Raw genomic sequence first — 21,669 nt, 5'->3', positions numbered from 1 at the left:
CCTCATTTAGAACCGGATGAAGATCTTCGTGTGGAAATTGCCACAGTTGAACAATGTAAAATGGCCCTCCAGGACGGACTGATTTGCGATGCCAAATCCATCATCGCACTTCTCGTTTTCTTCTCACGGCGTCAATTCGTTGCTTGAATCCCGGTGCCATTTCCGGAGAAAATGTTCCCGTCGGTAAAAGCTAGGCTCCATCACCTATTTGGTTGCCCGGAAACGTTCCAAATATTGCTGGCGGAACTGGAGGGCATAATTGGGGTCGCATATCGCTTGGTCAAAATCAAACGCAGGTCGGGGATGAGTTTGCTCCCACTCTGCCAGCTGTACACAGCAGGTGGCAATTTCGGCACTTAACTCGCGAAATTTGCGGGCCCAGGCTTTTGGGGTTCCGTCAACACGGAATAAGCCAGTCAACTGGGTGACGTCCCGTGCTTCGGGGTGATCGTAAAGCCCCCAATTCAGCCAGCCGCAGGCCAGCCCTTGCGTAGCAGCGATCAACTCGCGACACCAGGCCGCCTGCTGCTCCTCGCTGGCAGGGGGATGCCGCCCGTTGTTGATCGTCAGTTGTCCGCCACCATACCAACCGAATTCGGCCACCACCACAGGCTTTCCCGATCGAGCGACCTCTCGAACCACCGATTCGGCGTAGGCTAAATTGGCCAAGCGATCTTCTTCACCCCGATATTCGTAGAATCCAAGGGCAAGCGGATAAAAATGGATTTCCATGAAATCCAGAAACTGCGCCTGACGAGTGGGTCGAAAGGCGGAATAGCTTCGGAGGTCCGGCAGCAGTACTGGTACACTCCACTGGATCAGGCCGACCGTGACCAGGGCCTGTGGATCGACGCTTTTAATCGCCTCGACCTGACGCCGGGTCCATTCATCAGCCACCTCCTCGCGAAGATTTTGATAATCAAGAATGGCCTGCCGTGGACCATCCAGCGGCGGTATCTTCGGCTTGTTCCAGGCTTCCTCAGTGATCTCGACGCCCCAGGCCTTCGCCAGCGCTGGTGGCGATCTATATTTCCAATGCAAAAAGTCAGCCCAGCGATGCAAAAGTTCAGAGTTTTCCCAAGGTACGCTTGGTTCATTGCGAAGATCGTAGGCGAAGATAACGGGCCGGTCACGATATCGGCTGGCGAAGAGCTTCCAAAACTCCACGAGCGCTGAAACGGCGTCCGGATCCGAAATCGTGTCCCTCCGGGCCCAGGCCGGAAGGCCTTCCCAGTGGTCCGGCCCTGTGGGGTGAACATAGATTCCGTATTCCTCTGCGATGGAAAGGAATTCTTCCCAGCGATCGAGGCCGAACGTCTCAAGCCGTCCCGGTTCGCGATAAAAGGAATCAAAGGTAAGAAAAACTCGCACGCAATTGATGCCCAACTCTTTCATCCGACGGAAATCCTCACGGACGGCCGCCGCGTTAAATTTCTTCCAGACTTGCGGAGCCCAACCGGTACCCGGGCGGAAGTAGTTCACGCCGAACGGTATGAACGTCTTCCCATCTTCCGTGACGAAACATCGCCGCCCCGCATCAACCCGAATTTTTTCCAGTGCTAATCTATCTTTTGCGATAACCAAACTGTTGTCCCCGGTCCATATCCCCAGCACAGTTGCACTGGTAAGCATAAATAGCAACCCCTGGACCGACTTTTCGCTATGGTGATTCATCGCAGCATGACCTTGGTACTTGTGTCTATGGGAATCATCCACTTTCATCGCTGTAACGTTTACCGTGCGCTATTGTATCCTCTCGAGATGTGAACACCAGCTCACAACACAAGGGGCGATGCGTGGGGCATCACGAGACGGTGGAACGTTGATTTCTCACGAAACCGCTCGCCGCGTTTATGGAGACGGGCACTTGAGACTTGCCCAGGAGTTCTCAGTAGGATAAACTATCTACTGAAAAACTAACGCAGCACGCCAATCCACCTCAATCCACCTCATTTTGACCCAAGCGGAGGCCATCCCAGATGAAGCTGACCACACTCTGGCGTATTTTTTTCGTCCTTTCGGCCGTAATATTGCCGTTCACTTGTGCTGGCGTCGGCATTGGCGAAGACCGAATGACAACCGAATATGACGTGATCGACCGCCCACCGACAGAGCTGGGCATCCATCACTACCCGGCTAATCGCCCCCCGCTCCTACCCAGCCCGCTGGTAAAACTTCCAGTAGGGGCCGTCAGAGCGGAAGGGTGGTTAAAGACTCAATTGCAGCTAGAAGCCGACGGGTTTATCGGCCACCTGCACGAATTGAGTCGATTTCTTGCGCCGGACGGGAATGCCTGGCTGGACCCGCATGGTGAGGGCGACCGGAGCTTTTGGGAGGAAGTTCCGTATTGGCTCAAAGGATACGGTGATCTCGCCTATCTCCTGGAACGCCCCGAGATGATAGCCGAAGCCCGGCGGTGGATTGAACCCACTCTCCAAGGTCAGCGGGAGGATGGTTGGCTTGGACCACGACGAAATCTTGAGATGATCAATTCACCCCGCGGCAAGAAGCCGGATGTGTGGCCCAACATGATCATGCTGCACGTCCTCCAGTCTTACTACGAATACACCCACGACGAACGGGTCATCGAAGCAATGCGGAAATATTTTCAATGGGAACTTCAGCAACCCGACGAGGATTTTCTCCTTCCTTACTGGCAGGCCATGCGGGCAAGTGACAATTTGGTAAGCGTGTACTGGCTGTACAACCTGACAGGCGACAAGTTCCTCCTGGAATTGGCTCAGAAAATTCATCGCTGTGGTGCCCGCTGGGACCAAGGCGTCATCAACTGGCACGGTGTGAACATCGCCCAGGGGTTTCGGGCCCCGGGTATTTACTATCAACAGGCAGGCGATCGAGCACTATTACAACGAGCCTATGATAACTACCGGGAGGTCCGCGAACGCTACGGACAGGTCCCTGGCGGACTTTACGGGGCAGACGAAAACTGTCGGCCGGGCTACAGCGATCCTCGTCAGGCCGCGGAAACTTGCGCCATGGTGGAAATGATGTATTCCTGCGAGTTGCTCGTGCGGATTAGCGGCGATCCGCTTTGGGCCGACCGATGCGAAGATGTAGCGTTTAATTCGCTCCCGGCCTCAATGACGCCGGATCTCAAGGCCCTCCGGTATCTCACGTCGCCCAATCTGGCGGTGTCCGATGCTTCCAATAAAGCTCCAGGCATTGAAAACTCGGGGCCGATGTTTCTGTTCGACCCCTACGGGCATCGTTGCTGTCAGCACAACGTGTCTCATGGTTGGCCGTATTTTACAGAGCACCTCTGGATGGCAGCTCCGGGCGACGGATTGGCAGCCGTCCTCTATGCTCCCAGCCGGGTTAAGGCACGGGTAGGTAAGACCGGGGTGGAAGTTCAGATTCTTGAGGAAACCCTCTATCCTTTTGATGGCACTCTCCAATTTACCCTCGAGAGCCCCGAGCCCGTCGCATTTCCCCTTTACCTGCGGATTCCCACATGGTGCCGCGAGGCCGTGGTAAGGGTGCGCTCTGGGAAGCAAGATGAGGCTTTCCGCTACAGTGCTTCTGAGGGCGGCCGGTGGATCGTTTTGCGGCGAACGTGGGAGTCCGGCGATAAAGTGATCCTGGAGCTGAAGCGACACGTGAGTATCACCCGGTGGGAGAAGAATCACGAGAGCGTTTCAGTAAACTATGGGCCATTGACATTTTCCCTGAAATTCAGCGAGCGTTACGTTCGCCGCGGCGGCACCGAGAGATGGCCCGCCTGGGAGATTTATCCAGAAAACGAGTGGAACTACGGCTTAGTTCTGGATTCCGAGAATCCGGAAGGTAGTTTCGTGGCCATTTCCCAGCCCTGGGACGGTGTTTCCCAGCCGTTTACGCCGGAAGCTGCTCCGATTGTGATAAAAGCCAAAGGTCGAAAAATTCCACAATGGAAGTTGGATGAATTTGGCCTGGTGGCGCCCCTTCAGCCGAGCCCGGTGCGAGGTGAGGGACCGATCGTCGATCTGGATCTTATCCCCATGGGTTGCGGCCGATTGCGAATTAGTGCATTTCCAGTGATCGGCGAAGGTCCGAATGCGGTTATTTGGAAGGAACCTCGCAAACCGCCCCACGAGGCATCCCATTGTTTCTCGGGCGACACCGTCGCTGCCCTGAGCGACGGTCTGGAACCGAAGCACTCTTTCGATCAGGACATCCCGCGTTTTACCTGGTGGCCCCATCGGGGTACCGAAGAGTGGGTCACGTACGAATTTGACACACCACGTCAAGTTTCTAATGTGGCCGTCTATTGGTATGACGACACGGGCCATGGTCAGTGCCGTGTCCCCGAACGGTGCCTTGTGGAATGGTGGGACGGAAAGAATTGGCAACCAGTCAAGCCGCAGGCACAGTGCGGCGTGGAAAAAGATCGGTACAACGAGCTTGTTTTTGATCCCGTGAAAACCAATCGACTTCGTCTGCTCGTCAAGCTACGACCTGGGTTTTCTGCGGGAATTCTCGAATGGAAAGTCAACTAGGTGAGGTGTCGTTGATCTTTCTGCTATGAATTCTGCTATTTGGATCAAAATCATCCGTGATGCCCGCTGGCAATTGCTTGTCAGTGCTGTTCTGTTGTTCGCGTTTGCCTGGTTGTTTGTCTGGATGAACAGTCTCATCCAAATGGGGCTGTGGTCCACATTTCTCGATATGCTCCCCAATTTTGTGCACAAGTTGATGCCGGTATCGGTCAAGGAACTCCTGAGCCCGACGGGGAGAATCAGTTTGGTGTTCGTACACATTGTGCCGATGATTGTGTTCGTCGGATGGGCTCTTGTACGGGGTTCGGAAATGGTCAGCGGTGAAATCGAGTCAGGACGTTTTGAGGTACTGCTCACGCTGCCGATGCCTCGACCAGTCTGGGTTTGCATCCCCGGAATCCTAACCTTTCTCGGAGCAATGACTTTGGCGGCGGTGCTGTGGGCAGGCCTGTGGATAGGATGCCACCAGATCCGGCTTACGGAGCAAGTTGATACTACCCGATTTCACTTAGCAGCGCTTAATTTGGCTATGATGGCTTTCGCCCTTGCCGGCATCACCTCGGCAATTTCTGCGTGCTCTTCCAGTCGTGGCAAAACGTTGGCCTTTGCGACCGTTATTTTCCTTGCCGCGGTCATCGTTAAATTGGTGGCACGTCTGTGGACGGCGGGTGAATGGCTCAAGTATTTGTCGTTCATGACACTCTTTGAACCGCAAATCCTCATCTTCAGCCAAGAGAGTGCTCGGATTTCCCTCCATTACAACCTTCCGCTGGGACTCATCGGCCTGGTGGGCCATCTGATCGCCGCAGCGATTCTGACCCGGCGGGATATTCCCGTACCGCGATGAAAGGGCCACCAGGGGGAATGTCCCGCCGCGCCGACATTGACTTTCTTCGCAACAGGAAGTCGAATATAGTTAAGAAGGGAGGGAAGTGCGGGAGTATTCCCGCACCGTAGGTCAAGCACCCTTAGCCAAAAGCAGAGCTACCACGCAATAAGATAACGTACCGCGGGCCAGCGCTGAGGTCGAGGAAAAGAGACGTGGATGGAGGTTTCAGCAATGGACGATCTTTTCGAGCGCGGCCCGGTTAAAAACCCTCTTCAAGCTTGTGCGGCAGCTATGATTCGCTCGCGACGTGCCGGATTCACGCTGGTGGAAATTCTCCTCGCAACAGCGATCTCGCTCATCATGCTGGGGGCAGTGGTCGCGGTGTTCGCTTCTGTGATGCAAAGTATTAACCAGGCACGAGCCATGCTGGAAACCTCCGATCGGTTACGTTCGGCTGCCGAACTGCTGCGATCGGATTTCCGGGGGCTCACGGTGCTCCCCATCCCGCCCCGGGATCCGGCTAATGAGGAGGGGTACTTTGAATATACTGAAGGCCCCGTGGGACAAAACCATCGCGTCCGTCCCATCATGCAGGTCAACGATCCCCTTGTGGCCATCAATTTGGATGATGTCGATGGCACCGGCAACCCCCTGCCTGATCCCACGGTAGGCGACAACGACGACATCCTGATGTTCACCACGCGGTCCACCGGAGAACCATTCGTTGGCCGGTGTCTCATCAATGGACAGCCGAACACGATTTACTCGGACACAGCCGAAGTGGCGTGGTTTGTACGCGGAAACCGCCTGTACAGGCAGGTTCGGCTCGTGGCCCCCAAAGCCATGGAACTTTGCGATCTCAACAAGAATGGCCTGTTGGATCCGGGCGAATGGATCCCCGCCGGTGATAACGGGGCGCAAAACTTTCGGCGATATTATGATATTGCCGCCCATTATGACGTGAACAGGGGCGGATGGGTGTTCTCGACGCTGGGAGACCTTACCAAGCCCGAAAACCGTTACGCCCATCGTACGGGAGATCCTCGCAACCTCGTGTCTTTTCCATTCCATCCGCATCGGGTCCCAGGTTGGCAGTCCTTGGGGCTTCCTACTCTCGCGGAAAGTGCCTCGGCCAACATGGGCACCGCGTGGCTAGCCAACGGCGTCCTGCCGCCAGTCCCGCTTACCCAGCTTTCCGGGCCGATGGGGGTATTCGATTTCTGGAACAACCCGTTTCCCTTCCAGGAGGTTGATACGCAAACCGGTCTGCTTAACAATGCTGGGCAGCTTTATCGGGAGTCGGAAGACCTCGTCCTCACCAATGTGATTGCATTTGATGTGAAGATCTGGGACCCGACAGCGCCTGTGACCACCACCGCCGGCGGTGCGGCACTCCGTTCAGGTGATCTTTCTTACCTCGTGATGCCGCCGCAACAGCCGGTGGCTGGCGGGGCGTACGTAGACCTGGCCTATCATCCGCAGCTTCCCGCCGTCGGCCCCCTTTCCACGTTTTCGGACTATCCGCTTGCTAAGACGAAGTTGGGCACCCTTGCCGTGTATGACACCTGGTCTATCCACTATGAAAAGGACGGGTTGGACCAGGACGGGGTTAACGGCCCCGATACTGGCACCGATGGCTTCGATAACGACAATAATGGCCTCGTCGACGACTACGCAGAATGGGAAGCTCCCCCACCTTATCCTGCTCCCTGCCGTGGCATCCAGGTGACTATCCGCGTTTTCGAGCCTGACAGTCGTCAGATTCGTCAGGTGACAATCGTGCAGGATTTCCTCCCCAAGTAAACCGTTTGGTGGCGTGCGGACACTGGCTGTTTAAACGAGAATGAGCGGGAAGCTGGCCAGTGTCGGTGTCTGAACTGTCGGTGAGTGATGCGACATCGTGCGGCAGACCTCTTGCTGAAGGCAATCGTCTCTGTACCATGAAAGGGCCGTGATTGCGCGGCTCTTGCTCACTGAACCTGCACAAGCGCGGCAGCGTTTTGGAAGCGCCAAATTTGATCCCTTGCTCGTCAGGAGAAGGTCACTATGTCCAGTAAGGGTATTCTCTGGGTAGCCGTCACCGCGATCCTCGTGCTCATCGCAGCGGCGGCCAAGGGAGAAGAGGCACCCCGCCCTCTGATCCAATCCAGCCGGGTCCCCGACCCCAGCATCCTCCTCCAGCGGGACGGAAGCGGCTATGCGTATCGGGCACATGTTGATTTCATTCTGCAGAGACTAGACATTCAGCCCCGCGACCGGATCCTGGATTTGGGGGCGGGCGACGGTTGGTGGACAGCCCACTTTGCCGAAAAAGTCGGGCCTGAGGGCATTGTGTACACGGCGGAAGTGACACAGGAACTCGTGGATCAACTTAAGCAACGGCTGCACGATCATCCCAATGTAAAACCCTATCTCTGTCCCCGCGATCGCCCAGGGCTGCCCGAACGCTCAGTGGACCTGGTATTTCTCTCCCAGGTTTATCACCACCTGGATGGGAAAACGCGGATCGATTATTGGCGCGAACTCGCTAAAACGGTAACGCCTTTAGGCCGTGTTGCTGTGATTGAAACGTATCCCCAAATCGCGCTGCGGGGTAAAGACCATGGAACACCGCTAAGCACCTTGGTTCGGGAAGCTGAGGAAGGGGGATGGGTTCCCGTCGAAGTGTGGTTCATCCCACGCACGCAGCACTACCTTGCGATTTTTATGCAGCAAAGAGTCTTTTTCGCTGAGCGAGCCCCTGAGCAGTGATTGTGTCACTCGAATAATCGATCCTGTGGGGCGAGCTGGGGTGAAACGACGCGGCAGAACATGCCGGATGACGCTTGATTGTGAGCGTCAACCATCTTTTGTTGAGCTTGCCCACATAGCTTCACGGCTTGCAGTTCCGCCGTGTCCGGTCGGTCCCTCTTGCGAGGCGTGCCGGAATATGCCAGGATATGTTCCAACTACCCGAAGCATGAATGATGCTACGTCGTTCCCTGTATCTCGGATGCGTTGATTTGTGAAGGCTAAAGAAGGAGTCGCAGCAATGGCAGCTTTTCCAGAAGTGACCAAAATCAAGTACGAAGGTCCCGATTCGCGCAACCCGCTTGCTTTCCGCCATTACAATCCCGACGAACTGGTGGAAGGCAAACCGATGAAAGAGCACTTTCGTTTCAGCGTAGCCTTCTGGCACACGATGCGCGGAACCGGCGCGGACCCGTTCGGTGCTCCAACGATGATCCGGCCATGGGACACTGGCGAAAACACCATTGAAAACGCCATAAACCGTGTCAAAGCGTTTTTTGAATTCTGTGAAAAGTTGGGGGCTCCCTTCTTTTGTTTTCATGACAGAGACGTCGCCCCCGAAGGCAAAACTCTTGCCGAGACCAACAAAAATCTGGATGCCGTCGTGAAGGTCATCAAGGAAGAAATGGACCGCACGGGCGTCAAACTACTCTGGGGTACTGCCAACCTCTTCAGCAATCCACGGTATGTCCATGGAGCGGCTACGAGTTGCAACGCCGACGCGTTTGCGTATGCTGCGGCGCAAGTCAAGAAAGCTCTCGAAGTCACCAAAGAACTGGGTGGGGCAGGCTACGTGTTCTGGGGCGGGCGAGAAGGTTATCAATCCTTCTGGAACACAGACATGAAGCGAGAATTGGATAACCTCGCTCGATTCCTCCATATGGCCGTAGATTACGCTAAAGAGATCGGTTTTACCGGTCAATTCTATATCGAACCTAAACCGAAGGAACCCACTAAACATCAATACGATTTCGACGCCGCCGCGTGCATCAACTTCCTGCGTGCTTATGGCCTTGAAAAGCATTTCAAGCTGAACATTGAAACGAATCACGCCACACTCGCCGGCCACAATGTCGAGCACGAGCTCGAGTACGCGGGAATGCAAGGTTTTCTGGGCTCTGTGGACGCCAACACAGGCGACCTGTTGCTTGGATGGGATACCGATCAATTCCCCACCGACGTTTATCTCACGACTAAGATTATGCTCGTATTTTTGAAGTATGGCGGAATCGCGCCGGGTGGTGTAAACTTTGATGCCAAGGTCCGCCGTGAAAGTTTCGAGCCTATCGATTTGTTCTATGCCCACATTGGTGGCATGGATTGCTTCGCAAAAGGACTCAAGGTGGCGGCCGCCATCCGTGCCGACGGTGAACTCCAGCGACTGCTCAAGGAACGCTACTCTTCCTGGGACACGGGAATCGGCGCCGAAATCGAAGCCGGCAAGCACAACTTCAAGACTCTCGAAAAGTACATGCTGGAAAAGGGCGACGTCTCGCCCAACAAGAGCGGTCGGCAGGAATTGTTCGAAAACATTGTGAACCGGTATATCTTCTGAAGCCGGCCATCAGCAGTCGTCTTTGGACCCCCACCAGAACACCGCAGGTTGCAGAGACGATTTCGGGGCTTCGGCTCTCCATGCCAGTTGTTGGACGTAAATATCTAAAAACGGTAGGGGTGATTCGTTGCCCCTACCGTTTTGACTTTCTTGATGGATCATTACAATACGCCATCCACGGCTTTCTCCCGCTTGAATATGAAGAGCTGTTCAGTAGTTGAAGCGCACGCCGCGACTGCGAAGTTCCTTGGCGATCTGTCGCGCAGAGAAGAAAGGGACAGCCTGAAATCCAGCGTGCTGGGCGGCCTCGACGTGGGCGGGAATGTCGTCGGTAAAGAAGATACGCTCGGGCGCAACGCCTGCCTTCTCGGCTGCCGCCAGAAATATCTTGGGATCAGGTTTCAACAGTCCAAATTCACAGCTCAACCCATAGACACGAAACCCTCGCCGCAGAATAGCAAAATGTTCAAGACACCACTCAAAATGGGTGATGCACGTGTTGGATAAAATCCCCAGGGGAAAGCATCGCGCCTGAAGTTGCGCCACCACGGGCAACATTGGCGTGTTGATCCAAAAGATATCAGACGCTGCTTGGCGAAGCTGATCCCACGGCACAGAGCGTCCGCTCAATCGGCAAAACTCCTCATAAAACTGTTGGGGCGAGATTTGGCCGAGCTCAAATGCCCTTTGAAGCCCAGTAGAGAACAGAATTTCGTGGACACGCTCCGGCGATACGTCACTGACTTCGGCAATCTGCCGGCACATCCGGTCGTTATCAAAATTGATGATGACGCGTCCCAGATCGAAATAAATAAAATCGACAGTCTTCGACATAATCGCACCTGTTGGCACACACTTACTGGTCCACAAGTGGCCGACACTGGCCCATCTTGCGTTGGGCTGAAATAACTACTAAAAACACATCAGCATCTACCATTGCTTGCGGCGTGCAAATTACGATCGGGAAAGTGTTAAATTGGCAAACAGAACAGGATGTGTCAAGGGACATCACGCTAACTCGGGAGGGAAAAGAGAATCATGGTCGCCACACATCTTCACCAGCAGTGGTTTTGTTCACGACTCAGTATCGCCCTGACTTTTCTGTTCGGGTTCGGCGTCATCTCATCAGCATACACCCAGGAACTCAAGACAATCGCACTTTCTGCACTGGACCTGTCGTACATGTCCCAGGGTTACGGCCAGCCCCAGGTCAACCGCAACATTGTCAAACAACCCATGCGAATTGCCGGCCAGGCGTTCACAAATGGGGTGGGAACACATGCGGTCTCGGCGCTTTACATCAAACTCGACGGAAGAGCGGAACGCTTCACCGCCAAAGTAGGTGTGGATGATTCAGCAGGCACCCGGGGGAGTGTGGAATTCCGCGTGTACGCAGACGGCGAAAAAGTCTTTGACAGCGGTATCATGCGCGGTGGCGAACAAGCAAAACTCGTGGATGTGCCGCTGCGCGGGGTGACGCAACTTCTCCTCTACGTGGGAGCAGCAGGAGATGGAATCGACTTTGATCACGCGGACTGGGCCGAGGCAACCATTGCCTATCGAGGTGCCACACCATCAACCATACCCGCTCCCGACGAGCCCCGCATACGACTCACTCCTCCGCCGGGTCCGGAACCAGTCCTCAATCATCCGCAGCGATATGGATGTCGGCCGAATCACCCGGTCATCTTTCGCATTCCGTGTACCGGCGAACGCCCCATCCATTTCACTGCCCGGGATCTTCCAGACAGCCTTCACCTTGATGAGAGTACCGGCATTATCAGCGGTCGAGCTCCTGAGAGCCGAGGCGAATATCGCGTGACTTTGAGAGCGGAGAATCGCCACGGTGTCGCGGAAGGTGTGTGGACGTTGGTCGTCGGAGACACGCTCGCCCTCACACCTCCCATGGGATGGAATAGCTGGTACATCCACTATCATCGCGTCTCCGATGCCGATATTCGAGCGGCGGCCGACGCAATGGTCTCTTCCGGGATGGCCGATTTTGGTTATGCGTATGTGAATATTGATGACTGCTGGATGGTCAAACCTGGATCAGACGATCCACTCCTGGGTGGTTCTCCTCGCGATGAACAAGGGGCGGTCCGTCCGAATAAGAAGTTTCCAGATATGAAGGCACTCACAGATTACATTCACGCCAAAGGCCTCAAAGCGGGAATCTACATTTCGCCTGGGCCGCTCACATGTGGCGGATATGTGGGAAGTTATCAGCACGAGGAAATCGACGCAAAGAAATTTGCGGAGTGGGGATTTGACTTTCTGAAGTACGATTGGTGCTCTTATGGTCGCGTGGTCCAAGCCAAGAGCCGCGAAGACTTCATGAAGCCGTACAAACTCATGGGCGACATCCTGAAATCGCTGGACCGGGATATTGTCTACAACCTGTGTCAGTACGGCATGGATTCCGTGTGGGAATGGGGAGCCTCGGTGGGTGGTAACTGCTGGCGGACCACCGGCGACCTGGGTCTTGAGGGCGGATCACTCAACCGGGGAATTTATCAGGTTGGCCTCAAGAACGCCAAACTTTGGGAGTACGCTGGACCAGGCCACTGGAATGATCCTGATTACATTCTCATCGGTTGGGTAGGCGACGCCCGAACTGGCGGGGAGGGTCGTCCTACCCCATTGACCCCTAATGAACAGTACACTCACATGTCGATGTGGTGTCTGATGGCAGCGCCAATCATCTTCTCGGGAGATATGACCAAACTCGACGACTTTACGTTGGGCATTCTCTGCAATCGAGAGGTAATCGCTATCGACCAGGATCCTCTGGGCAAACAAGCCCGGATCGTTCGAGAAACCCCTGAGGAGCTCGTGCTTGCCAAACCGCTGGTGGACGGATCCATGGCGGTGGGATTGTTCAATCTGGATGAATTCCCACGTGAGATGACGATCTCGTGGCAAGACCTTCAGTGTGAAGGTCCCCAGCACGTGCGGGATCTCTGGCGGCAGAAAGACCTTGGAGTCTTTCCAAACCGCTTCGCCACGCAAGTGGGACGCCACGGCGTTGCCCTGATCAGAATCAAACCTGCTGTTCAACATCCGAAATGACGATCACCTACGAAACCACGCGCCGTGTTCCGCAAACGGTTGCCAGCCAACGCGGGAGTGTAACGCGCGATTCAATCGGAGATAAGTCGAAACGAGAGCACACTCCTACCAAGGGTTCCAAAATCTCCCTCGATCCGGATCACCGCCACCCCCGTCCAGCCGGACGTGGGTAAGGCAAGTTCCAGGGACTGTTCTGTGCGTTCACCCGCGGCCAGGCGGCATTTATCAATAAATTCCGCGGCCCACCCGGGCGGTACTGTCACACGGATTGTACCTTCCGCTGCCGACGGTCCGAAATTGTAAATGAAAACTGGGAATTTCAGATTATTTTGTTCCCGCTTCACCCGGTATGCTGATTGACGCAACTCAATCCTATTGGAGGGCCACAGGGTCTGCAACACGACAGGGCAGGGACCGTCCACCGGAACAGGCTTCGCCTGAGGAGCCTTAACAAAGTCAAAGCGATCTAGCGAATCTTTATGGAAAACGGCAAATATCGGGGTTGATGTGACAACTAAGTCCTCGGCTACTTTCTCAATCCGACGACCTAAATAGTCATACAAAGCCACAGGCTTCACAGGTAGATCGATAGTTCGTGGCTCTTTACTCCACAACACTAGTACGAGTCGTGGCTCCCCGTCCGGTTCTGCCCGAAATAGGTAGCCTGAGAGTTCTCTGTCCCCCAGTTTTCCACAAGGTCGCGCGTCCGCCAAAAGCCTTCCCACGGCTGCCAGCGACACATAGGCGGGACGCGGTGTCAAATCCCTGCGGATAATTCCGAATTGGGTGGGTCCCTCCACATAATGAGGCAGCAGGAAATAGAACGTCGCTCTCGTACCCTCGTGAAGCGAACACGCAAAAACTTTCACCAATCGTCGGGCTTGTTCAAACAAATCCTCATCGCTCAACTCCTGCTTCTGGGGATCGCCCGACCAGCGAAGCGGCAGCGCACACTCTGTCACCCACAAGGGGCGCGGCCCGGCAATTTGCCTGAAACTCTCGTACAGGGACGGATAATCTTCGAGAGGTCGATAATGATGGAAGTTGAAGGTATCGCAATAGGGCAGAACATCGTTGGCTGCAATATCTTCCAAATGAGCGGCATTGCTCGTGGCGAATACGTTCCAACACACAATCGTGTCGGGTGACACCGACTTGATCGCCCAGTAGGCGGCCTTCTGCAACGACGCCATTTCTGCTCCCGTGTGTCCACCGAAGACTTCGATATCGGCTTCATTCCACGGTTCGTAAGCGAGCACTTTGCCCTTCCACCGGGCAGCAACGCCTTTCAAAAACCTGTAGCAATCCCGCAAATCGATGGGAAAGCGTTTTGTTTCGGGGTTCGCCCACTTCGGAGAAGCGTGATAAACCTGCAATACCTTGAGTCCGGCAGCTGATTGAATCTCGGCCGCAGCATCATAGCGGGTCCGCGTTTTGAATTCTCCCCGTTGCGGCTCCACCTCAGCCCAGGACAACCGGTCCCGAACCCAATTGACTCCGACGAGGGCACAGAGGCTCGCCACATCGGCCATGCGGTCCTCCGGATAAAACCAGCTCATCGCCACGTCCAACGCAATGGGGGAAGTCTGCGGAGTCGGCATCTTGAGCGAGGCGATCACCCCCAAGGACACCCAGTCGGGATAATCCTCGTTTTTCAGTCGATAAAAACCGACGGGCAGCGGACCGAGTTCGACCAGTGTGTCATTCACTCCGACACTTTTGACGACCTGGTTGTCGGCATCCAGGAGTTGCCACACCCCCCGCTTGGGCAACGAGATCCGAACTGATTCCCCCTCCAGGAAAATATTGCCGGGATGATGCGCTAAGGGCCTGGGAATCGTCCGTTCCACCCCTTGCCCCGAGGCATCTGACCCAAGCGCAATTCCCAGAGCCACAAACATCACGGCTACGAGGAACCGAGCCAACCTTTGATCACTTGAAATCATGGAGGACCCTCTTCCGCTTGTTCAACGACAGCACCCGCGCACACATACTGCCGAAAAGGCGATTCTCGTTCGCTTGCTTCCTCGGTCCGTGACCAAAGCGGGAGCAAGCACGGCGATTGATGACATCGCCCGTGCCGAAACCCGTCACCCATGAGCGGAGACCTCGATGAATTATGGGGCCGGAACGGTGTACGTGACCGTGAGGCCCTTTCCTGGTTCTACAAGGAAATTGGTCACTTCATACTGAAGCTCAAGGGGTTTCGAGGTATCCGGAGCGTTGATTCGAACAAGTGTCGTTGTCCCGGCTTTCAGTGTCAATTCGGGCGGGCCGATTGGACCAATGCGCCGGAGAACGATATCGATCGCACTTTTATTCGTGACTTTCGTCCACACGCTTGTCTTGGAACGCAGGTGGGGTTCTGCGATGTCGACACTTGCTTCGAGAAGAGCTTTCAACCATTCCGGCTTTCCGATCAGCGTATCGGCCCACCAAACGGCCGTGCGCCCCGCACGCAACGATTCACGGATGCCGTCTTCGCTTCGCTCGGTCACAAACACCAATGTGATCGTCCGATGCTCCGCCGCGGTATTTTGCGTGAGCAAATCGGGCCCATGAATATCGGAATTTCCGACCATCGTCAGTCCCTTCTCCAAACACCATCGATGTGCGCTAGGGTAATATGTGGAACCGTTGGCCACCTCCATGCCGTGCAAGAGCTTCTTTTCATACAACTCAGTATGAATATCCATCCAGCGACCCAATTCTTCGCCTTTCCACGCCTGATGATTCCAAAAAACAAACGCGCCTTGCTCACACGCCGCCGAAATGGCTTCTACCAGGTCAGCTTTGACGAGAGGATTAATGTCCTTGAGGAAAATGGCGTTGAAATGGCCGGGTGGAGTATCTCGTGTGATCTCGGCTGCGCGAATGAGGATGATCCCCAACTCACGTGCCCGCCCCACGGCCAACTCATATGAACGGTTGTAATTGGTCGGCACGTCATCCTTATGGGGCTGGTATTCGATATGGTCGCTGATCGCGATTGCATCGAGGCCTGTCCGGTAGGCTTCCTCCACACGCACCGTAGGCCACACTGTTCCATCCGAAAACACCGTGTGCATGTGGAAATCGCATTTCAATGTTTTGTAACCCGGTATGTCGGGAAACGCGATTTCATGGCGGACCTGGCTCCAGCCTGTGGCGGCCAGAAAGACCAACCAAACGGATACAGTCCACGCTTGCAACAATCGCCTCATCATAGGGCAGGGTCCTTTCTCAGCAAGGCTGCAACTACGGAATCACTTCAACCACCAGTGTCTTTCGCGAACTGCGCGAGGTTTACGGGACGGATACACAACAGACGTGTGGAAGCAACGCGACATAGATCTATGTAATTACCCCTTATCGCCCCTTTGTGGCCACTAGTTCACCATCGTCCCAAACGCGATGGGCGCTCCGTTAGCTCGAACGTTCGCTCCGATTGTATTCGGAACTCTGCGACAGTCAACCGCCAAGGCATTCTCACATGTTTCCGTTCGTCCCGGTAAAGATTAGTTACACTCTCGCCTTTCCCTGGGTGTCTTGCCTAACGGTGCGTGATCTCTAGAACGCCCTGCTTTAAGGAATGTAGTAATCCGAGAAGTGTTATCTTTTTCCCGAAGTCTGACGAGCATCTATGGTGGCAGCTCCTCGGGGAACCTAGCGGAATGGCAAAATTCCGCCGGGCAGTGTAAGGATCGAGCAGTCTCCGCGTCAATTCGGTGTCGTCTGTGTGTCAATTCCATGGAACGCCAGGTATCCGACCGGCTGCCCTTTGACCGGTCAGGCTGATCTCCGGCCTGCCGGTGGTGGGGGGAGTGAGCTTATTTTTTGTGAGCTGTTGGCGAGGAAAATAACCGCACTTCGACGAACGCCCGGGCGGCCCGTCTGGGTGGCTGACTGATGATAGATTGAAGGCACCACTCTATTAGTTAGGCACAGTGTTTTCAAATGCTGCACGAGGACGCCAATACTCGAGGAAGTGACAGTTATCATTCCCGCATTGAATGAAGCGGCGTCGCTTCCGCTGGTCTTGCGCGACCTTCCCAAGGTGGGGCGGGTGATTGTGGTGGACAATAATTCCACGGACGGGACGGCCGCCGTAGCTTCTGCCCTTGGCGCGACAGTCGTGGTAGAGCCGGTTCGCGGATACGGGGCGGCCTGCCTGCGCGGTTTGGCCGCGATTCGGGAGTTAATCCTCGCCGGCGAATCGCCGCCGCTTGTTGTCGTTTTTCTCGATGCAGACTACAGCGATCACCCGGAGCTGTTGCCGGAACTGGTAAAACCCATTATCCACGGAAACGCAGACTTCGTGCTGGGCTCCCGGCTGCAAGGACCCCGCGAATTTGGAGCCATGCCCCTTCACAGTGTCCTTGGCACCCGACTCGCGTGCTTCCTGCTTCGATGCCTATTAGCCGCCGAGTACACAGACCTGGGGCCTTTCCGCGCCATTGAGTACGGAGCCCTCTGCAACTTGGGCATGACCGATCGCAACTTTGGTTGGACGATCGAGATGCAGATCAAGGCCGCCCGATTGGGTCTGCGAACCGTCGAGATTCCTGTTCCCTATCGACGCCGCATCGGCCAGAGCAAGATCAGTGGGACTTTATCAGGGTCTGTGAGGGCTGGCCTCAGAATACTGTCGACCATCGGCAAGTACGCCCTCGCACGGGTGCCACCAAGGCAAACTAGGTCTCAATGAAAAGACACACCCTAAGCCCCAGGATGCAGCTGTGAACAGCAGCTTGAAACCGGCGTGTGAACCAGCCCGTGCGGGATTGGGGATCACCATCCTCGTCCTCCTGGCCGGGCTGCTCACCTTGTTATATGGATCGCTCGCAGCCCTCAGCTTTCGCTTCGCGCCCGACGTACCGGTCACCGAACGACCAATTCTGGCAGCGCTCGGGATATTGGCGGCCGCCTTTGTTGCGTACATCCTCGCGATCATCGTGGCGCTGCAGACCAAAGCGGATAGAGTGCTCCTGGTGATCATCATTGCTGCGAGTATTCTGTTCCGCGTCGTCTCAGTTTATTCCTGGCCAATCCTGGAAATTGACATTTATCGCTATCTTTGGGATGGCAACGTAGTAGCGCAAGGTGTCAGTCCATACCGTTACAGCCCGGAACAGGTCCTCCAGGCGACATCCCATAGAAATATCCCTGACGATCTTAAACGTTTAGTGCAATTGCGAAAAGATTCCAGCATCAACACAATTCTCACGCGCGTTCATTATGCTCACTTACCAACCATCTACCCCCCGGTCAGTCAAGCCGCGTTTGCAGCCGTGGCCTATTTGACACCAAATCGTGCCGGGGTATTCGAGCGCATCATGCTCATGAAGCTGCCTTTTGTGGTGTTCGATCTAACCACACTGGTAATCATTTCGACTCTCCTTCGTCTCTCCCGGAAGCATATCGGTTGGTCCGCGTCCTACGGGTGGTGTCCACTTGTTATCAAAGAGATTGCCAACACCGGGCATCTCGATTCTCTGGCGGTTTTTCTCACCGTTCTCGCTTTGTTTTTTGCGGTGCGATTGTTGAGAAACTTTACCTCGGTAGGACGGAGTCGAATCCACACGCTTCTGTCCGCCGTGCTGCTGGCTCTGGCGGTTGGAGCCAAATTCTATCCAGTGGTACTCGCTCCAATGGTAGCGGCACTCTGGATGAAAGCGATTGGATGGCGGTGGGCCTCGGCCGCGACCTTAACGTTTGTGATGATCACGACAGCAGTCCTGTGGCCGATGATTCCCTGGAAGGCTCAGCCTTCGTCCACTGATTGCGAGGTCATCAACGCAAAGGCAGAAAGTGTCTTTCCTGCAGTGCCATCGGATACGATGACGACTCCCCAGGACCCCAGCACGGGTCTTACGGCATTCCTCGGACACTGGGAAATAAATGACTTTCTGTTCATGCTGGTCATCGAGAACCTTAAGCCAACGATGGACGGAGCACCGGAGTACCGCCCATGGTTCTCAATTGTTCCCCACTGCTGGAGAGCCGAACTGGTAGCGGCGACATCACGATGGTTTCTGTTGGATCCTTCGCGAACGCCTTTTCTTTTGGCTCGGCTGATCACCGTTGTTTGTTTTCTGGCAATCCTGACGGGTCTTCTTCACCGGGTTAGACTTTCTGAGCAACCGGCCGACTGGCTGCAGGTCGCTTTTCTCCTTTTAGCTTGGTTCTGGCTTCTTTCCCCGACGCAAAACCCATGGTACTGGACGTGGGCCATACCCCTCGTGATGTTTGCACGGAGCAAGGCGTGGTTGGCCATCGGCGGCCTCGCAATGGTTTACTACCTGCGATTCTGGCTCATGAACCAGTTTCCCAATCAGCATGTCCTAAGCACACCGTACACTGGTGCCATGTTCTTCGACTTTGTGGTGACATGGTTTGAGTATGCACCGTGGTTTGTCTGGCTTATGTTGGAAACAGCTTGGAGTCGGCCACTCCACAGAGAAGATGATCGTTCCAGCCAATTCAGCATTCTACCCGAACGAAAGGATTTGTTCTCATGAGAACATGGATTCTGTCATGGGGTCTTCTTGCCCTTGTAAGGCTAGCCACTTTGGGCTGTAAAAACAGCGGGGAATTGCAGAGAAGTGGCCAACGGGCAGTGGGTCAGCCGGCAGCCAGCGATGTTGGCCCGAGCACACGGGCTAGTCCCGAACCTGAATCGCCCCAAGGTTCAGGAACGGTCGGATCAGGATCAAAGTAATGCGTGAGGGAGCTGGACCCAGCTCCTGCAAGCCGTTGACGGAATCAAGGAGTAAAAAAATGATACCTTCTACTATCTTTCCCGAGGAGACAAACATACACGCTCTTCGGCGGCGCTGTGCTGAACTGGAGATGGAGCTGGAATGTTTACGTATAACTCAGCAAATGCGTTTGAGAATTGCTGCCGAGGTACACCGCAGCTTGCTCCCCGATCCTGTCCTCCACGACCGGATTTGGATCGACGTGCGTTACGTACCTGTCGAAGAAGTGGGTGGGGACTATTGCCAGGTACGTTTTCCGGAGCATTCAACCTGCTATGTAACGATGTGTGACGTAGTGGGACACGATATCGGGGCGGCGCTCCTGGCTACCCGAATCAGTAGCGAAGTGCGATACGGAATCATGTACCGGCGTGAGCCCCGGGAAATCGTCGATTCGCTGGAGCGTTTTATGGCGGAATACTTTAGCGACACAGGCATGTTTCTGAGTTTCGTGGCGGTGCGAATCGACCTGGAGCGAATGGAGTTGACATGGAGTGGCGCGGGACATCCCAGCCCTCTGTTGATGCGACCGTCGGAAGACAAAATTCTCCATCTGACAAGCCAGAATCCGGTAATTGGTCTTGCACTGCCGGGTTCAGAAAAGTTCCACCAGAGTACAGTCGAGCTGAAATCTGGGGACCGCCTTTTCTTATTCACAGACGGCCTCTTCGAAGTTCTTAATGCGGAACAAGAGCCACTCGGCATTGCTGGTCTGGCCGAGATAGTAAGATCAACCGGATGTGGCAATCTGTTCGAAGTCGCTGACAGAGTGCTGAACCGAGTCCGCGAGTATCAGTTCGAACCGAACAATGACGATCAAACGCTGATCGTTGCCGAGCTGCGCTGACGTAGCGGGAGATACGGCTTAATGTTTGCCGTCCCAGACGTCGGTATACGGACGAAAGGCGTACCACGCAAACCAGAAGGAATACATCCACTGGACGCCTTCGTCGGCCGCGACAACCCGCACCGATTTGTAACGATTGTCATAGATGAGGCGGAATCGCTTGCCGGCCAAATCTTGCCCCAATTCTCCCCCCTGTGGAGGGAAAGCCGCGAGGGGATAAGCCCGGGCATTGCTGTCGACCCACACCCCGAGGACCACCGCTTTCGCCGGAAGCCGATTGCTTGTAGGTCGTGCGGGAAACATGAGCCCCGGACTCGCGAAATACCTCTGATAAGGGCTGACCTCGTAATCCCGAGCGTAACCTGTTTGCGAGGAGAGAACGGTTGTGTTTGGGTGCCGCATTTGCCATTCTTCCCAGGTAGTGAGCTCCACCGGCAAGGTCTTCAACGGCTTCCGAGCACCTGGCCCGGACACGCCCTGTGTGGCGATCTGAGACCAAAGACTTTCTGGTCGTCCGCCGCGGTCATACATCAGGACATTGCTATTGTAAAGCAGACCGGAAACCCCAAATTCCAAAACCCTCTCCTCGCTGCGGCGATCAAAAACAACCACGGAATGGCATAACGGACAATAGGTGACGGCAATCGGCACCCCGCCCAGCCAATCATTCACAATCTCATGGTAGTTGAGAATCTTCAGGGGATAGGCGCGGGCTTCATCGGCAATTTCAACTCCGACGACCTCATCCGTGGGCTTCAAGTAGGCCGCATCACGAGCCGCAATGACAAGGGGATTCGTCAGTGCGGGGATCCCGTCCTTGGGTGGCCCCCCGGCATATATTTCACTCTTTGGGATGATGACATTGCCAAGATCGAAGGGTGGCGCAAGACGATATTGCACAGATCGCGCCCCGGGGCGTTCAGCGAGCGTTGAGTATGGGGAGCTTGTAACCAGAGCCACGGCAAGCGACGTTGCCCACGTGATTACCCAGGGTGGCTTGCCGAGTAAAGGGCGAGAAGCCTCTCTAACGCAATCTAGGGTATCCGGTAGAGCGATGGCATTATTTATGCTACTGCTCATGATCTCCTTCTCCAACGAGCGAGCCTTGGCCAATGAAAAGCACACCAGATTGACGTGCAAGGAAGGCGTTCCTTACAGGTCGGGTTTGACGAGCACGTCGGTGAGTCGTCGTTCCGGTGACACGCCGGAGATACAGTAGGCGTAGGTTTGGCTCCGTGGAGCCCCCTCAATCGACCGATCGAGCTATAAAACTGGGTAGCAATTCCACTAAACTGTCAACCGTTGATCCCTTTCGCCCGTTGAGCTATTGGCCCGTCTGG

14 protein-coding genes are annotated in these 21,669 nt (G+C 55.1%); 9 read left to right on the top strand and 5 right to left on the bottom strand.

Annotation, left to right across the window (positions count from 1 at the left end):
* Positions 1–204 precede the first annotated feature (204 nt).
* Complete coding sequence (locus tag ABJK56_RS12750) at positions 205–1,632, bottom strand: cellulase family glycosylhydrolase (protein WP_347245048.1); 1,428 nt, start codon at positions 1,630–1,632, stop codon at positions 205–207.
* 347 nt (positions 1,633–1,979) lie between these two features.
* Here ABJK56_RS12750 and ABJK56_RS12745 point away from each other — a divergent pair, with 347 nt between their 5' ends.
* The 5 genes from ABJK56_RS12745 to xylA all read left to right on the top strand — a co-directional run bounded on the left by ABJK56_RS12745 (position 1,980) and on the right by xylA (position 9,670).
* Positions 1,980–4,496: a beta-L-arabinofuranosidase domain-containing protein gene (locus tag ABJK56_RS12745; RefSeq protein ID WP_347245047.1), complete on the top strand. Its 2,517-nt coding sequence runs from the start codon at positions 1,980–1,982 to the stop codon at positions 4,494–4,496.
* Positions 4,497–4,521: 25 nt separating this feature from the next.
* Positions 4,522–5,343: a hypothetical protein gene (locus ABJK56_RS12740; protein ID WP_347245046.1), complete on the top strand. Its 822-nt coding sequence runs from the start codon at positions 4,522–4,524 to the stop codon at positions 5,341–5,343.
* 213 nt (positions 5,344–5,556) lie between these two features.
* Complete coding sequence (locus tag ABJK56_RS12735; RefSeq protein WP_347245045.1) at positions 5,557–7,128, top strand: prepilin-type N-terminal cleavage/methylation domain-containing protein; 1,572 nt, start codon at positions 5,557–5,559, stop codon at positions 7,126–7,128.
* A 243-nt stretch (positions 7,129–7,371) separates the two neighbouring features.
* Positions 7,372–8,076 carry a class I SAM-dependent methyltransferase gene (locus tag ABJK56_RS12730; protein WP_347245044.1) on the top strand — a complete coding sequence of 235 codons (705 nt, stop codon included), beginning with the start codon at positions 7,372–7,374 and terminating at the stop codon, positions 8,074–8,076.
* 280 nt (positions 8,077–8,356) lie between these two features.
* Positions 8,357–9,670, top strand: a complete 1,314-nt coding sequence (xylA, locus tag ABJK56_RS12725) for a xylose isomerase (RefSeq protein WP_347245043.1) — start codon at positions 8,357–8,359, stop codon at positions 9,668–9,670.
* Positions 9,671–9,880: 210 nt separating this feature from the next.
* Here xylA and ABJK56_RS12720 read toward each other — a convergent pair whose 3' ends face one another.
* Positions 9,881–10,504, bottom strand: a complete 624-nt coding sequence (locus ABJK56_RS12720; protein ID WP_347245042.1) for an HAD family phosphatase — start codon at positions 10,502–10,504, stop codon at positions 9,881–9,883.
* Positions 10,505–10,708: 204 nt separating this feature from the next.
* On the opposite strand from ABJK56_RS12720, the gene ABJK56_RS12715 reads away from it, so the two are divergent.
* On the top strand, positions 10,709–12,742 hold the full coding sequence (locus ABJK56_RS12715) for an NPCBM/NEW2 domain-containing protein (protein ID WP_347245041.1): 2,034 nt from the start codon (positions 10,709–10,711) through the stop codon (positions 12,740–12,742).
* A gap of 71 nt (positions 12,743–12,813) precedes the next feature.
* Here ABJK56_RS12715 and ABJK56_RS12710 read toward each other — a convergent pair whose 3' ends face one another.
* Both ABJK56_RS12710 and ABJK56_RS12705 read right to left on the bottom strand, forming a co-directional pair.
* On the bottom strand, positions 12,814–14,688 hold the full coding sequence (locus ABJK56_RS12710; RefSeq protein ID WP_347245040.1) for a hypothetical protein: 1,875 nt from the start codon (positions 14,686–14,688) through the stop codon (positions 12,814–12,816).
* 171 nt (positions 14,689–14,859) lie between these two features.
* Positions 14,860–15,948, bottom strand: coding sequence for an Sb-PDE family phosphodiesterase (locus tag ABJK56_RS12705; protein WP_347245039.1), 1,089 nt, complete (start codon positions 15,946–15,948; stop codon positions 14,860–14,862).
* Between the two features lie 761 nt (positions 15,949–16,709).
* Here ABJK56_RS12705 and ABJK56_RS12700 point away from each other — a divergent pair.
* The 3 genes from ABJK56_RS12700 (at position 16,710) to ABJK56_RS12690 (ending at position 20,329) form a co-directional block, all read left to right on the top strand.
* Complete coding sequence (locus tag ABJK56_RS12700; protein WP_347245038.1) at positions 16,710–17,429, top strand: glycosyltransferase family 2 protein; 720 nt, start codon at positions 16,710–16,712, stop codon at positions 17,427–17,429.
* Between the two features lie 31 nt (positions 17,430–17,460).
* The gene (locus tag ABJK56_RS12695; RefSeq protein ID WP_347245037.1) at positions 17,461–19,242 is read left to right on the top strand and encodes a hypothetical protein; all 1,782 of its coding nucleotides are present in this window, start codon (positions 17,461–17,463) and stop codon (positions 19,240–19,242) included.
* A 259-nt stretch (positions 19,243–19,501) separates the two neighbouring features.
* On the top strand, positions 19,502–20,329 hold the full coding sequence (locus tag ABJK56_RS12690) for a PP2C family protein-serine/threonine phosphatase (RefSeq protein ID WP_347245036.1): 828 nt from the start codon (positions 19,502–19,504) through the stop codon (positions 20,327–20,329).
* 18 nt (positions 20,330–20,347) lie between these two features.
* Here ABJK56_RS12690 and ABJK56_RS12685 read toward each other — a convergent pair whose 3' ends face one another.
* Positions 20,348–21,409: a DUF3179 domain-containing protein gene (locus ABJK56_RS12685; RefSeq protein WP_347245035.1), complete on the bottom strand. Its 1,062-nt coding sequence runs from the start codon at positions 21,407–21,409 to the stop codon at positions 20,348–20,350.
* Between the last annotated feature and the right edge of the window lie 260 nt (positions 21,410–21,669).

Origin of the sequence: Thermogutta sp. (assembly GCF_039793925.1) — a bacterium.
In the GTDB taxonomy this organism is placed as follows: Bacteria; Planctomycetota; Planctomycetia; order Pirellulales; family Thermoguttaceae; genus Thermogutta.
Note: the sequence above shows the minus strand (reverse complement) of the source record. Positions and strands in the feature narration are given on the sequence as shown.